Genomic DNA, 12,683 nt, shown 5'->3' on the forward strand with positions numbered 1-12,683 from the left:
CTCCGTGACGGCGGAGTAGGCGGGGTCGGATAAGCTGGTCGCTGACCATGTCGAGACTCCTGCGTTTCTTCAACGACCACCTCCGTGCCCATGCGCCCCTCATCGCGGGGGCCTCGCTGCTGCTGCTGCTGGCAGGCCTCTGCCAGGGCGCCCTCATCGCCTCCATCAAGTTCGTGTTCGATGATGGCAAGGCCCACGCCATGGGCATCGCCCAGGGGGGCCTCTTCGGCCAGCTCGAGCACCTGCGGGCCTGGGTCCTGGCCCACCTGCCCGAGGCCTCCGCCCTGCGCACGGGACTGCTGGTGCCCCTGGTGCTGGTCCTGCTCTTCGCCCTGAAGGGCTTCTTCACCTATGCCGGCACCCTGCTCATGGTCCGCAGCGGCATCCGCGCCACCCAGGCCTTCCGCGAGCGGCTCTTCGCCCACCTGCTGACCCAGGAGCCGGCCTTCTTCCAGAAGCATCCCGTGGGCGAGCTGATCACCCGCAGCATCAGCGACGTGGGCGCCGTGCAGGGCATCGCCAGCAACCAGCTGGCGGAGGCGGTCCGCGAGATCTGCGTGGCCCTCACCATGCTGGCCACCGTCCTCTACATGGACTGGAAGCTGAGCCTCACCCTGTTCCTGGCCGGCCCACTGGTGGTGCTGCCCGTGAAGCGCCTCAGCCAGCGCATCCGCAAGGTGAACCACCGGAACCAGGAGGCCTCCAGCCGCCTGCTCCAGCGCCTGAAGGAAGTGTTCAGCAACATCCGCGTGGTCCAGGCCTTCGCCCGCGAATCCTACGAGGTGAGCCGCTTCCAGGTGCAGAACCACGAACTCTACCGGCTGGGCATGAAGAGCGCCCGGGCCTCGGCTCTCTCCACCCCGATCATGGAGCTGGTGGGGGGCTTCCTGCTGGCGGGCCTCGCCGCCTACGCCGCAGGGCGCTTCAAGGCCGGCACCCTCACCACCGAGAACTTCCTCACCTATATCCTGGCCATCTACGCCCTCTACGATCCCCTCCGCCGGCTCACCAAGCTCAACAACGAGATCCAGGTGGCCTCCGCCAGCCTGGACCGAGTCTATTCCATGCTGGACCGGAAGCCAGAGCTGCCCGTGAGCCCCAACCCGAAGCCTGTGCCTGCGCGGCCGAGCCTCCTCCGCTTCGAGGGCGTGGAGTTCGCCTACGATGACAAGCACCCGGTCCTGCGCGGCATCGACCTCGAAGTGCGCGCGGGCGAGACCGTGGCCCTGGTGGGCGGCAGCGGGGGTGGCAAGACCACCCTCGTGAACCTGGTGCCCCGCTTCTTCGATCCCACCGCCGGACGCATCACCCTCGACGGCCTCGACCTCCGCGACCTCGATCCCCGTGAACTCCGCAAGATCATCGGCATCGTCACCCAGGAGACCCTGCTCTTCATGGACACGGTGCACGACAACATCGCCTACGGCAAGCAGGCCAGCCGCGAGGCGGTCATCGTGGCCGCCAAGAAGGCCCACGCCCACGACTTCGTCGTGAGCCTGCCCCATGGCTACGACACCCCCCTGGCGGAGACCGGCTCCAGCCTCAGTGGCGGCCAGCGCCAGCGCCTCGCCATCGCCCGGGCCCTGCTGCAGGACCCACCCATCCTCATCCTCGACGAGGCCACCAGCGCACTCGACACCGAAAGCGAGCGGGCCGTGCAGGCCGCCCTGGAAACCCTCATGCAGGACCGCACCACCCTCGTCATCGCCCACCGCCTCAGCACCATCCAGCGGGCCACCCGCATCTGCGCCATGAAGCAGGGCCGCATCGTCGAGCAGGGTACCCACGACGATCTGCTCGCCCGGCATGGCGAGTACGCGCGCCTGCACAGGCTGCAGTTCGCTGAAGCCTGATGCTCCGTTCCGCCTTCCACTTCGACCTGCCCCCGGGACTCATCGCGCAACACCCGACCCCGGACCGGGACGGGGCGCGGCTCCTGGTGGTGGATGCGCGGACGGGCACCTGGTCCCACCGCGCCATCCGCGATCTGCCGGAGCTCGTGCCTGCTGGCAGCCTCTGCGTGCCCAACGACGTGCGGGTCCGCCACGCGCGCCTCTTCCTGCGGCGGGCCGGCGGCGGAGCGGGCGAGGCTCTGCTGTTGCGCAGCCTCGGCGGCGGCACCTTCGAGGCCATGGTGAAGCCCGGCGCGCGCCTGAAGCCCGGAGCCTCGGCCGCCGTGGTGGATCCCGTCTCCGGCGTGGAGCTGGCCCGCCTCGATATCGTGGGCACCCTGCCCGAGGGTCTGCGCGCCGCACGGGTCCACGCCGAGCACGGCCTGGACTGGGACGAGATCGACCGCATCGGCCGCCTGCCGCTCCCGCCCTACATCGAACACCTGGCGGAAGCGGAGGACGAAACCCGCTACCAGACGGTCTTCGCGGCCCGGGAGGGCGAAGCGGTGGCCGCCCCCACCGCGGGCCTCCACTTCACGCCGGAGCTCATCCACGCGCTGCAGGCCCGCGGCTGCGGGTGGCACCCGGTGCGGCTCCACGTGGGCCTGGGCACTTTCCGGCCCATGACCGCCGAGCGCCTCGAGGATCACGCCATGCACGAGGAGCGCTTCGAGATCCCCGTGGCCACTGCGGCCGTCCTGGAGCCCGTGTTCCGGGACCGGTCACGGCCCGTGGTGTGCGTGGGAACCACCTCGCTGCGCACCCTCGAAGGAGCCTGGGATGGCTCCCGCCTCGCCAGGGAAGGCGCCACCCGGCTGTTCATCACGCCCGGCTACCGGCTGCGCACCGCGGACCACCTGCTCACCAACTTCCACCTACCGGAAAGCACCCTCTTCGTGCTGGTGTCGGCGCTGCTGGGCCTCGAGCTCGCCCAGGCCGCCTACGCAGAGGCCGTCCGCGAGCGGTACCGGTTCTTCAGCTATGGCGACGCAATGCTGATCCTGAATGCCCGCCCGGGCCCTTCTCTTTGATGGTCGGAGGCCTGGCGTCGGATGTGGGCTCTGCCCGCGTCTGGCGCGGGGGCCAGGGGGGACGCAGAGGCCGCTGGCGGCCGGGCGGTCCCACCTGACTAGAGGTAGTCTACGAACTGGTGGATCACGGGGATGCGGTGCTTCTTGCCCTTCGTGGCCTGGAGGATGCTCGTCACGGACATGCCCAGGCACCAGAGCAGCCACAGGGGCATGAAGAAACGCACCGAGATGGTCCCGAAGATGGGGAACAGCCCCAGGATGAGCATGGCCAGCGTCACAGCGCATTCCGCGAAGGCCAGGATGACGCCCTGGCGGGCGTGCCAGAGCAGTTCCGAATCCTCGCGGTTCCGCATGTAGGGCAGGAAGGCCCAGGGCCCCGCGTAGCATAGGATCAGGTCTCGCAGGCGCTCCCCTACATAGAGGGGAGTCGGGGCATCCAGGGGCACGGCAACCTCCGGAACGAGGATAGCGCAAGAGGGGAGGCTACCGTCCCCGCAGGACCACTAGCAACGCCATGAGGAGCACCACCACGGCATAGCTCTGCTTCAGCTTCACCCCCTGGACGCGAGTGGCCACGCGGGCTCCCCCCAGGGCGCCCACGGCAAAGCCCACGGCCACGCCGGCGATGACCACCCAGGGCAGGCCCCCCTGGGCCTTGGCGTACACGTACACGCCGGGCAGGCCGATGGGCGGCAGCAGCATCATGAGGCTCGTAAGCTGAGTCTCGTGCTGGGTCATGCGGAAGCGGGAGGCCAACAGGGGGATCACCACCACCGCCCCGCCCAGCCCCGTGAGGCCCGACACCACCCCCGCCAGCAGGCCGATGGGCAACCCGGCGGTCCAGAGTCCCGAGGAGAGGTCCAGCGGCGCCACGGTCCGATCCACGGGCGGGGGCTCATGCCGAAAGAAGGTCTTGAAGGCCAGGAACACGAGAAAGGCGGCGTAACTCCAGCGCAGGGGCTCCGAGGGGATGAGGTTCGCCACCCGGGCCCCGCCGTAGATGCCGAAGAGGAAGGCCAGCACCAGCACCCCCACCAGGCGCAGGCTGGTATGGATGCCGCGACTGCGGTACTGGAGCACCGCGGGCAGCCCCGTGGGCAGCAGCATGGCCGCCAGGGTGGCGCCCTGGGCGCGGTGCTGATCCAGGTGGAGCACCAGACCCAGCAGAGGCACCATCACCACGCCGCCCCCCACCCCGAAGAGACCCGACAGCAGGCCTCCGCAGAGGCCGGTGCCCAGGCCCGCCACCAGGTGATTCACATCCGGGCTCACGATGCCTCCAAGGGGTGGGCCTCGAAGAAGGCCCAGATGAGGTGGGAGGCGGAGAGATCCTTCGCGGGGAGATCCGCATCCGGCGCATAGCGCCGCCCGCCGGGCCAGGCGTGGCCCATGCCCCGCACCGTCCAGAAGCCCACCTCGCAGCCTCCGCCCGACCACAGGTCCAGGGTGTGCGCCTCGAGGGCATCCCGGAAGGGGCCCTCTGAACAACCCATGAGGGCGGCCCATCGGGCCACGCCCTCGGGCGCCGGCAGGGCCGGGACCGGGCGCCCCCGGGAGCCCACACCGCCGCCGTAGGGAATGTGCTGGTCCTCCGTGCCGTGGAAGCTGAGGGTGGGCACGGGCCGGGCCGGAGCCGGGCCCCAGACCGGCGCCCCGGCGACGGTCGCGATGGCGGCCACCCAGGGCGCCTCCAGGGCCAGCCGGTAGGCCATGCGGGCCCCGTTGGAGAAGCCCGCCACGAAGACGCGCCGGGGGTCCACTGGGGCGTGGCGGCGCACCCGCTCCACGGCCGCCGTCAGGAAGGCCACGTCGTCGGTGCCGGTGTGTCTGGCGCAGCCCAGGCCCGGCCCCACGTTCCAGGCGGCCCCCCGGGCCGGATCCTCCGTGCCCGCCTCACCCAGAGCCTGGGGGTAGGCCACCCGGAAGCCCCGCTCATCCGCCAGGCGGCTCAGACCCGAGAAGGCGGCCATGAGGCGGCCCGTGCCGCCGGTGCCATGGAGGGCCAGCACCAGGGGCAGCTCGCGCCCCGGAGATCCTGGAGGATCGTGGACCAGGATCCCCCTGGGCCCGCCCTCCCCTTCGAGCTTCAGCTGGTGGCTCCGGCCCTGCTGCAAGGTCCCCCCTCCCCGGATTCTGGGCCCCCCTGTGTTCCAATGGAAGCCAGGGAGGCCTCGGTGCAGGTTCAGCTCAACCAGGATGTGGTGCTCGACAGCCGGCGGGCCGTGTGGCTGCCCCGGCAGAAGACGCTGGTCCTGGCGGACCTCTTCTTCGGCATGGGGGCCGCCCGCCGCCGCCGTCCGGACCCTCTGCCCCCCCCGCAGCAGACGGAGATCTGGGAGCGGGTGTTCAGCCTCATCGACGACTACGCCCCCGCCCAGATCGCCCTGCTGGGCGATCTCAAGCCCAGCCAGGGCACCGTGGAAGGCGACGAGGCCGACGAGCTGCGCACCATCTTCCGCAAGCTCAAGGGAGGCGGACGGCAGGTGGTGCAGGTGGTGGGCCACCCGGACCGCAGCATGGGCCCCGCCCTGGAAGGCACCGGCATCGAGCCCGTGGAGCAACACCGGGTGGGCCCCTTCACCCTGATGCACCGCCGCCGCATTTTCGTCTATCCCCGCCACGACTCGCCCCAGGGCTTCTGGATCAACGGTGGCGTCCATCCCCTCTTTGCCGTGCCCAATCCCGGCCCGGCGGCGGAGGCGGACTGGATGCGGCTCCCCGCCTTCCTCTACACGGGCTTCGCCCTGGTGATGCCGCCCTTCGTGAGCTATGCCCAGGGCTTCGAGGTCATCCAGGCCGAGCGTCTGCCCCGCCAGGCGCGGGCCTGGAAACTGCTGGCGGACCGCCTGAGCCCCCTGGAACTGGCGGAGCTCCCCCCGGCCCCCGAACACCTGCGCACCCTCACCCGCCCTCCCCGCAAGGGCGCTCCCAAGAGCGGGGAATAGCGGCGGGCTACTTCTTCTTCGCTTTGGGCATGGGGGCTCCGCCACGAAGGCTGCGGCCATCGTCCAGGACCAGTTCCCAGCCCAGCCGGTCGCCCTTCTTGAGGCCGATGCGCTTGAAGGTGCCCGCGGCAAACTCGATGAAATGCCGCGCGGAGACATGTCCCCCGTAGGTCGGGCAGTCATCGCCGCGCATGGGACTGCACGGAGGCACACGTTCGGCCGTTTCCACCACGCGGCCGTCGGCGTCCACCCAGGCCACGTCCAGGGCGATGAGGCAGTTCTTCATCCAGATGGCGTGGTCGCCGTCCTCGCCGTAGACGAAGAACATGCAGCGATCCTTGGCTAGGCTCTGGCGGTACATCAGGCCCTTCGCCTTCTCCTGATCCGTGGCCGCCACCTCGGCCATGAAGGCCGTCTGCTTGAAGGCCACGGTACCCCCGCCGCCCGCCAGCAGGGGCAGGGACAGCAGGGCGGCGAACAGCAGGCGCATGGGAACTCCTTGAAGCTCATTATCCAATGAAGTGTCCGGTGGCGCGCAAAAGCTCCCGGAGCCCATGATACCCCGGCCTCCACCGGCTTCTGCCCGGGTCAGCCGGCGGCTCCGCCGAGCCAGTCCGCGATGCGCGCCACATCCGCCTCCGTGTGGAAACCATGGAAGGCCACCCGCAGGTAGCCCTCGCGCACGGAGGCGAAGATGCCCTGGCGGAAGCCTGCCTTCAGCACGGCCTCCAGGCGCCCGGCTCCGCCCCCCTCGTGGTGGAGGGCCAGGAAGGAGCCCAGCCGGCCCGCCTCCAGCAGACCCTGCAGCCGGTCGCATTCCCCGGCCCAGGCCGAGGGCTTCAGGGCCTCCAGGAGCCGGGCCTGCAGCGTGGCGACATGGGCGGCGATGGCCGGGACCCCCGCCCCGTTGATCAGGCGGAGGGACTCCAGGAGGGCCGAGGCCTGCAGCAGGTTCGGCCCGCCCGGCTCCAGTGCCCGGCCGTCCGGCAGCCACGCCCGGGCGAAATCCGTGGACGGCCGCGAGAAGTCCGTGGCCTGCTCCACCGACAACCAGGTGCCGGAGGGCGCCAGGGCCTGCCTGAACCCTTCGTCCGTCCAGAGGAAGCCCATGCCCTGGGGCGCCAGCAGGCCCTTGTGGCCGCCGGAGGCGAAGGCGGAGAGGCCCGCAAGGTCCACGGGCACCGTGCCTGCCGCCTGGATGCCGTCCACCACCAGGTGGACCCCACGCTCACGGCAGGCGTTCCCGAGGCGCTGAAGGTCCAGCTTCAGGCCATCCTGGAACCGCACCCAGGAGAGTGCCAGGATGCGGGTGCGGGGGCCGAGGGCCGCGATGAGCCGGGCCTCGGGGTCCGCATCGGCCCTGGGCGGCCGGCTCGACCAGGCGTCCGCTCCGGACTGGTGCCCTTCCCAGAGAGGAACCTCGCGGAAGGCCACACCTCGCGCCTTCAGGGCCAGCCAGGGCCAGGCGTTGGAGGGGAACTCCCCCAGGGGCGCCAGCACCTCGTCGCCCGGTAGCCATGGAAAACCCTGCGCCACGGTAACGAGTCCCGTGGAGGTGCTGGGACTCAGGCTGATGTCTTCGGGGCGGCCGCCCAGCAGGGCCGCGGCCTCCGCACGGACCGCCGCGGGGATCCCCTGGAAGTCCTCCTGCCAGCGCACTTCCCAGGGCCGCAGCTCCTTGTGCATGAAGGCTCTCACCACGCGCAGGGTGGCTCGGGGCACCGGCCCCTCGGAGCAGTGCATGACCCAGAGATGCTCCCGATCGAGGTGGAACAGGGCGGGATTGAGGGGAGGCGCGCTCATCCCTTCCCGGAGCTCAGCAGGGCCTTGAGGCCCACGGGATAGATCGGCTCCACCACGGATCGCACGGCGGCGGCGTACTGCTGGATCTCCCACTGGGCGTGGCTGTCCGTCCGCAGGCGGATGAAGTGGGCCACGGCCTGGAGGCTCACGGTCCAGTAGACCTCGGAGTAGAGTCCCACGGGCAGCACGCAGCGGGCCTGCTCGCGGCAGACGCCCAGCGAGAGTAGCTCCTTGTAGTGGGCCACGGCCCCCCGGCAGCTTTCCAGGTAGCTCGCCATGGCCCGGGCGCGGTTCGCCTCGTCGATCTCCCCCTCGCTGCCCTGCTTATTGACCTTGGCCTGCTTCCGGAAGGCCGCGGGCACGAAGAACTCGTCCTCGGGGAACTCCACGTAGCGGCCGCTGATCTCGTTGAACTCCGAGCCGATGCGGTGCTTCATCCATTGGCGGAATACGAAGATGGGCGCCTTCACGTGCAGCGTCAGCGCCGTGTGCCGGAAGGGCGAGGTGTGCTCATGCTCCGCCAGGTAGCCGATCAGCTTGGCATCGCCCTCCTCGAAGGCCTCCTTCCGCTTGCCGAAGGACACCCGCGCGGCGTTCACCACGGACAAGTCCGACCCCATGTGGTCGATGAGGCGGACGAAACCTTTGTCGAGGACTCGAATTTCTGGGCTGGCCATTCAGCTTCACTCCGCAATCCGGACAGTGTAGCCGTCCTCGCCGACGGCCCAGGCGGTCCCACTTCCACGCGCGGTTAAATTCCATCCACGTTGGCCCCGGTGGCGTTATGCTTCGATGTTTCCCGCGAGGTCAACAATGAAAGGCCACCCCTGGTTCTTCAGAGCCGGCATTCTTGCCGCCACCTTGGCGCTGGCCCACTGCGGCGGCGGAGGGTCAGGTGGATCGAGCGCGCCAGCGGCCCCCGTGCAGGACGCTCCCACGTCCCTGGCCGTGGCCCTCAACCAACCTCCGGCCAGCTTCCACCTGACCTGGACCCGGCCTGCGACAGCCTTCGACGGGTACGAATTCGAATGCCGACTGGATGCTGGTACCTACGCCAAAATCCACGACGGGCTGATTCCGAACACCTGGGTCGAGGCCTACTACAACGCCGGCTCCAGCCTGACCGAACTAGCGTCCCTCTCCTTCAGGGCCAGGGTCATGCGGGAGGGGGTGCCCTCCGCCTACAGCAATGAGGCGAGCATCCGGACCGGCCTCCTGCCGCCCTATATGAACTATCCCTATGCCTCTGGAACCGGGGTCGGCGTCTCCTGGACCAACAACAGCAAGGTGGCCGACACCCTCAAGCTCGAACGTGGGGTCGGGAATGGCGGAAGCACCACCTGGACGGTCATCCTGAACGTGCCCTTCGGAACCACTTCATGGCTCGACCGGAACACCCCGGAGGGCGCCTCCTGCTCCTACCGTGTGACCTACAGCAAGGGCCAGGATTCGGCCCAGGCCACATCCTCGCCGGTGACCACTCTCATGGTCGCCCCCACCCAGCTCACGGCCACGCCCCTGGTGGAGGGGGTCACGCTCTCCTGGCAGAACCCCAGCAAGGTGGCCACGGATGTCGCCGTCATGCGGGCCACGGGATTGGATTCCTATGCGTCCTATCAGCAGGTCGCGCTCCTTCCGGTTGGAACCCAGACCTACACCGACTCTCAGCTCGCCACGGGCTACTACACCTACCGCCTGGAGAACCGGAAGACGGGGGCCAGCACCGCCTTTTCAGATCCGGTGCAGGTCGTCACCCTCCCGCCGCAGAACGGGGCGTCGGTCGCCCCCATGATCCTGACCCTACCCCAAGCGGACATCATCCGTCGCAGCAGCCAGGGCGCGTGGTTCCTTTCCGGTTCGTACTCCTACAACGTCGCGGTCCGGGAGCCTTCGGGCACGGGCTGGGTCGACTATGTGCCCAGCAACGCCCAGTCGTGGGCCTCTCCCTACTTCCTGCTGGACAGTCAGGACAGGCCCCACTTGGTCTACACGCGTCCCGTAGTCCAGGGGGCCCCGGAAGTCGCCCTCATGCACGCCTGGAGGGGCGCGGCGGGTTGGCAGTCCGAGGAGATCGCCCGCCGGACCCTCTACTCTTCTTCCGCCATGGGCGGCTATACCTTCGCCTTGGATGCGGGCGACCGGCTGCATGTCCTCTGGCTGAACTCGGGCGGAAATGCCTCCGACCTGGAATACGCCACCAAGGACAACGGCGGAACCTGGGTCCCCGAAGCCCCGGTCACCTTCACCACCCAATCCAGCCTTGGGACCTACCGGCTAGTCCTGGACCCCACAGGCCAGCCGCATGTCCTGGTGGGGGCTTGGCAGGAACTCTTCCACCTCACCCGTGCCGCCGGCACTTGGAGTTCGGAATCCATTCAAGCCCCGGGGGTCAGCGTCGGCTGGTACGATTTCCTGGGCGGCGTGGCCGCGGGGCCTGACTCCATCATGGTCCTTGCAAGCAGGGCCCACCAACCCTACGACGGGAGCTACGACCTGATGGTGTACCGGAAAAAGGCCGGCACCTGGCTGCCCGAAGAGATCGCCCTGACCACGTCCGGCTATTCATCCTTCAACGGGACCCTTGCGGCCAGCAATGACGGCACCCGCTTCGGGCTCTACTACCAGACCAACGGTGGCGCCATGCTGCGCGTATGGACAGATGGCATCTGGGCCTCCACCTTGGTCGGACCCAACAACTATGGCACGCCACTTCTCGGGTTCGGCGCGGCCAACAAGCTCTACCTCCTGGTGCATGCAGGCTGGGGCAGCAGTTCAAACACCTACCCCTTCGTCCTCTACCAGGAACAGCCCTGATCCGAAGGGTTCGATCCCGAAGGGCCCGGGAAACCGGGCCCTTCGGCTTTCTGCGCAGCCATGGGAGAATGAACCCTCGGCCCCGTGAAACCGCCGGTTGACTTGCACCAGCCAGGAGGTGCGGGCTCTTTCCCCGGAGACACGGATACAGTTCTTCTTCGCCCCTCAGGGCTCAGAGCCGTAAGCCACTGGCTCCTTCACCAGCCTGTCTCGCATTCAGCCATCCTCTTCCGGAGTCATCCATGCAGTTTTTTATCGACACCGCCAACATCGACGAGATCAAGCGCATCAACGCCTTGGGAGTGCTGGACGGGGTGACCACCAACCCCAGCCTCATCGCCAAGGAGACGGGCAAGCCCTTCGAGCAGATCATCGCGGAGATCTGCGGCATCGTGGACGGCCCCATCAGCGCCGAGGTCATCGGCCTGGAGGCCCCCGGCATGATCGAGGAGGGCCGCCGCCTTTCGAAGATCCACAAGAACGTCGTGGTGAAGTTGCCCCTGATCGCTGAGGGCCTCAAGGCCTGCAAGGCGCTCTCATCCGAGGGCATCCACACCAACGTGACCCTCTGCTTCAGCGCGACCCAGGCCCTCATGGCCGCCAAGGCCGGCGCCACCTACGTCTCCCCCTTCGTGGGCCGCCTGGACGACATCAACCTGGACGGCATGGAGCTCATCCGGGAGATCGTGGCCATCTTCGACAACTACGGCTTCGACACCCAGTGCCTGGCCGCCAGCATCCGCCAGCCCCGCCACGTCACCGACGCGGCCCTGGCAGGCGCCCACGTGGCCACCATCCCCACCAAGGTCTTCGATCAGATGCTGAAGCACCCCCTCACGGACAAGGGCGTGGAAGGCTTCCTCGCTGATTGGAAAAAGAGCGGGCGATGATCCGCCCCAACCGGCTGGCCATCGCCGCCCTCCTGGCGCTGGGCGCCACCGCACTGCTGGCCCAGGCGCCCCCCGTGCCTGCCGCCACCCTGGCGGTCGCCGCCCCGGTCGTGGTGGCCACTCCTGCCCCGCACCCCGACTGCGTCTTCTGCCGCATCGTAGCGGGCACGGCCCCATCGCGGAAGGTGTACGAGAACCAGTACGTGCTGGCCTTCTGGGACATCCGGCCCCGGGCGAAGGTCCACCTGCTTGTGATCCCCAAGCAGCACGTGGCCAGCCTCAAGGAACTGGATGATCTGTCCGTGGAAACCCGGGCGGCCCTGCTCAGCGCCTGCGTGAAGGTGGCCAAGGACCAGGGCATCCTCGAGGACGGCTTCCGGCTCATCTCGAATTCGGGCACCAACGCCAGCCAGAGCGTCTTCCACCTCCACTTCCATGTGGTGGGCGGGGAGCGGCTCCGGGAAGACGCCATCACGAAGGATCCGGTCGGCCGCTGAGCCCGCCCGGAAAGTTCGCCCAACCTGTAGCCAAGCCCTTGTGTCACGGGGTATTGTTCCTCCATCTGTCCTTTCCTGACCCTTGGGTCCGGACCCAGGTGCGAGTCACCAGCTTGTTCGTCCCCTGGTCCGGAGCCTCGCCCTTCACCCAGGAGCCTCCATGCGTCTCCGCACTCCCCTCCGTTCCCTCCTCCTCTGCGCCGGCCTGATGCCCGGGCTCCTGGCCGCCGACGGCCCCACCCTGACCACGCCCCTGGTGTGGAAGCCGACGTCGAAGCTCCTGGATTCCACGGGAACCCTCAACCTCACGCCCTTCACGGGCAAGAAGATCGTCTTCCTGCCCATCACGGACACCCGCAAGGACAAGGCCGTGATCGGCGAGAACCAGGAGAAGGCCCAGGTGCGCTACGTGAGCACCTCGGATGATGTCCCGGCCTACCTGGCCAAGCAGATGCTCGAGCAGATGCAAGGCGTCGGCCTCCCGGTCGTGGACAAGCCCACCGCGGGCAGCCCTGTCGTCAGCTGTGAACTGGTCCGGTTTTCCGTCATCGAGACCGGCACCTACCAGGGTGAGCTGAGGCTCATCGTCCAGGTGAAGGCCGGAGAGAAGGTGGTCTGGCGGGGCATGGTGTCGGGCAAGGCCACTCGGTTCGGCCGCTCCTACAAGCTGGAGAACTACCACGAAGTGCTCAGTGACACCGTGATGGATGTCCTCACCCGCCTCCTGTCGGACGAGGTCTTCATGAGCGTCCTGGCCGGCAAGGCCATGGTCGTGGCCATTCCCTAAGCAAACCCATTCCCGCCGCCCGGC

The 12,683-nt window shown here is 68.7% G+C and carries 13 protein-coding genes; 7 read left to right on the forward strand and 6 right to left on the reverse strand.

Translation table 11 applies throughout. The annotated features are described in order from the left end of the window. The first annotated feature begins 47 nt into the window (after window positions 1–47). Window positions 48–1,853 (forward strand): ABC transporter ATP-binding protein, encoded by a 1,806-nt coding sequence (locus NOV65_RS13940; RefSeq protein ID WP_257307118.1) that lies wholly within the window; start codon window positions 48–50, stop codon window positions 1,851–1,853. Then, window positions 1,853–2,923, forward strand: coding sequence for a tRNA preQ1(34) S-adenosylmethionine ribosyltransferase-isomerase QueA (queA, locus tag NOV65_RS13945; RefSeq protein ID WP_257307121.1), 1,071 nt, complete (start codon window positions 1,853–1,855; stop codon window positions 2,921–2,923). Before NOV65_RS13940 ends, queA begins: the two co-directional genes overlap by 1 nt. 98 nt (window positions 2,924–3,021) lie before the next feature. On the opposite strand, the gene NOV65_RS13950 is transcribed toward queA, so the two are convergent. From NOV65_RS13950 to NOV65_RS13960, 3 genes are read right to left on the reverse strand one after another with little or no spacing between them, the layout of a single operon-like run. After that, window positions 3,022–3,369, reverse strand: a complete 348-nt coding sequence (locus tag NOV65_RS13950; RefSeq protein ID WP_257307123.1) for a hypothetical protein — start codon at window positions 3,367–3,369, stop codon at window positions 3,022–3,024. Between the two features lie 37 nt (window positions 3,370–3,406). After that, window positions 3,407–4,195, reverse strand: a complete 789-nt coding sequence (locus NOV65_RS13955) for a sulfite exporter TauE/SafE family protein (protein ID WP_257307125.1) — start codon at window positions 4,193–4,195, stop codon at window positions 3,407–3,409. Then, window positions 4,192–5,037 (reverse strand): CE1 family esterase, encoded by an 846-nt coding sequence (locus tag NOV65_RS13960; RefSeq protein WP_257307127.1) that lies wholly within the window; start codon window positions 5,035–5,037, stop codon window positions 4,192–4,194. Before NOV65_RS13960 ends, NOV65_RS13955 begins: the two co-directional genes overlap by 4 nt. A gap of 60 nt (window positions 5,038–5,097) precedes the next feature. On the opposite strand from NOV65_RS13960, the gene NOV65_RS13965 reads away from it, so the two are divergent. Continuing rightward, window positions 5,098–5,868 carry a metallophosphoesterase family protein gene (locus tag NOV65_RS13965; protein WP_257307128.1) on the forward strand — a complete coding sequence of 257 codons (771 nt, stop codon included), beginning with the start codon at window positions 5,098–5,100 and terminating at the stop codon, window positions 5,866–5,868. Window positions 5,869–5,875: 7 nt separating this feature from the next. Here NOV65_RS13965 and NOV65_RS13970 read toward each other — a convergent pair whose 3' ends face one another. The 3 genes from NOV65_RS13970 to thyX all read right to left on the reverse strand — a co-directional run bounded on the left by NOV65_RS13970 (window position 5,876) and on the right by thyX (window position 8,348). After that, window positions 5,876–6,358 (reverse strand): DUF192 domain-containing protein, encoded by a 483-nt coding sequence (locus NOV65_RS13970; RefSeq protein WP_257307129.1) that lies wholly within the window; start codon window positions 6,356–6,358, stop codon window positions 5,876–5,878. A 98-nt stretch (window positions 6,359–6,456) separates the two neighbouring features. Next, the gene (locus tag NOV65_RS13975) at window positions 6,457–7,671 is read right to left on the reverse strand and encodes an aminotransferase class V-fold PLP-dependent enzyme (protein WP_257307130.1); all 1,215 of its coding nucleotides are present in this window, start codon (window positions 7,669–7,671) and stop codon (window positions 6,457–6,459) included. Then, entirely contained in the window at window positions 7,668–8,348 is a 681-nt protein-coding gene (thyX, locus tag NOV65_RS13980; protein ID WP_257307131.1) for an FAD-dependent thymidylate synthase, read from the reverse strand. The genes NOV65_RS13975 and thyX overlap by 4 nt, the downstream gene beginning before the upstream one ends. A 136-nt stretch (window positions 8,349–8,484) precedes the next feature. Here thyX and NOV65_RS13985 point away from each other — a divergent pair, with 136 nt between their 5' ends. The 4 genes from NOV65_RS13985 to NOV65_RS14000 all read left to right on the forward strand — a co-directional run bounded on the left by NOV65_RS13985 (window position 8,485) and on the right by NOV65_RS14000 (window position 12,659). Beyond that, the gene (locus NOV65_RS13985; RefSeq protein WP_257307132.1) at window positions 8,485–10,485 is read left to right on the forward strand and encodes a fibronectin type III domain-containing protein; all 2,001 of its coding nucleotides are present in this window, start codon (window positions 8,485–8,487) and stop codon (window positions 10,483–10,485) included. Between the two features lie 242 nt (window positions 10,486–10,727). Next, complete coding sequence (gene fsa / locus NOV65_RS13990) at window positions 10,728–11,375, forward strand: fructose-6-phosphate aldolase (RefSeq protein ID WP_257307133.1); 648 nt, start codon at window positions 10,728–10,730, stop codon at window positions 11,373–11,375. Then, on the forward strand, window positions 11,372–11,872 hold the full coding sequence (locus NOV65_RS13995) for a histidine triad nucleotide-binding protein (protein WP_257307134.1): 501 nt from the start codon (window positions 11,372–11,374) through the stop codon (window positions 11,870–11,872). Before fsa ends, NOV65_RS13995 begins: the two co-directional genes overlap by 4 nt. A 160-nt stretch (window positions 11,873–12,032) precedes the next feature. After that, window positions 12,033–12,659 (forward strand): hypothetical protein, encoded by a 627-nt coding sequence (locus NOV65_RS14000; RefSeq protein WP_257307135.1) that lies wholly within the window; start codon window positions 12,033–12,035, stop codon window positions 12,657–12,659. The last annotated feature ends 24 nt before the right edge of the window (window positions 12,660–12,683 follow it).

Origin of the sequence: Geothrix campi, assembly GCF_024609265.1 — a bacterium.
Classification (GTDB): domain Bacteria; phylum Acidobacteriota; class Holophagae; order Holophagales; family Holophagaceae; genus Geothrix; species Geothrix campi.

Excerpts from the sequence above, each read along its gene's own strand:
- NOV65_RS13975 (WP_257307130.1), bottom strand. The coding sequence starts at position 7,671 with ATGAGCGCGCCTCCCCTCAATCCCGCCCTGTTCCACCTCGATCGGGAG.
- thyX (WP_257307131.1), bottom strand. The coding sequence starts at position 8,348 with ATGGCCAGCCCAGAAATTCGAGTCCTCGACAAAGGTTTCGTCCGCCTC.
- NOV65_RS13940 (WP_257307118.1), top strand. The coding sequence starts at position 48 with ATGTCGAGACTCCTGCGTTTCTTCAACGACCACCTCCGTGCCCATGCG.
- NOV65_RS13985 (WP_257307132.1), top strand. The coding sequence starts at position 8,485 with ATGAAAGGCCACCCCTGGTTCTTCAGAGCCGGCATTCTTGCCGCCACC.
- queA (WP_257307121.1), top strand. The coding sequence starts at position 1,853 with ATGCTCCGTTCCGCCTTCCACTTCGACCTGCCCCCGGGACTCATCGCG.
- NOV65_RS13995 (WP_257307134.1), top strand. The coding sequence starts at position 11,372 with ATGATCCGCCCCAACCGGCTGGCCATCGCCGCCCTCCTGGCGCTGGGC.
- NOV65_RS13970 (WP_257307129.1), bottom strand. The coding sequence starts at position 6,358 with ATGCGCCTGCTGTTCGCCGCCCTGCTGTCCCTGCCCCTGCTGGCGGGC.
- NOV65_RS14000 (WP_257307135.1), top strand. The coding sequence starts at position 12,033 with ATGCGTCTCCGCACTCCCCTCCGTTCCCTCCTCCTCTGCGCCGGCCTG.
- fsa (WP_257307133.1), top strand. The coding sequence starts at position 10,728 with ATGCAGTTTTTTATCGACACCGCCAACATCGACGAGATCAAGCGCATC.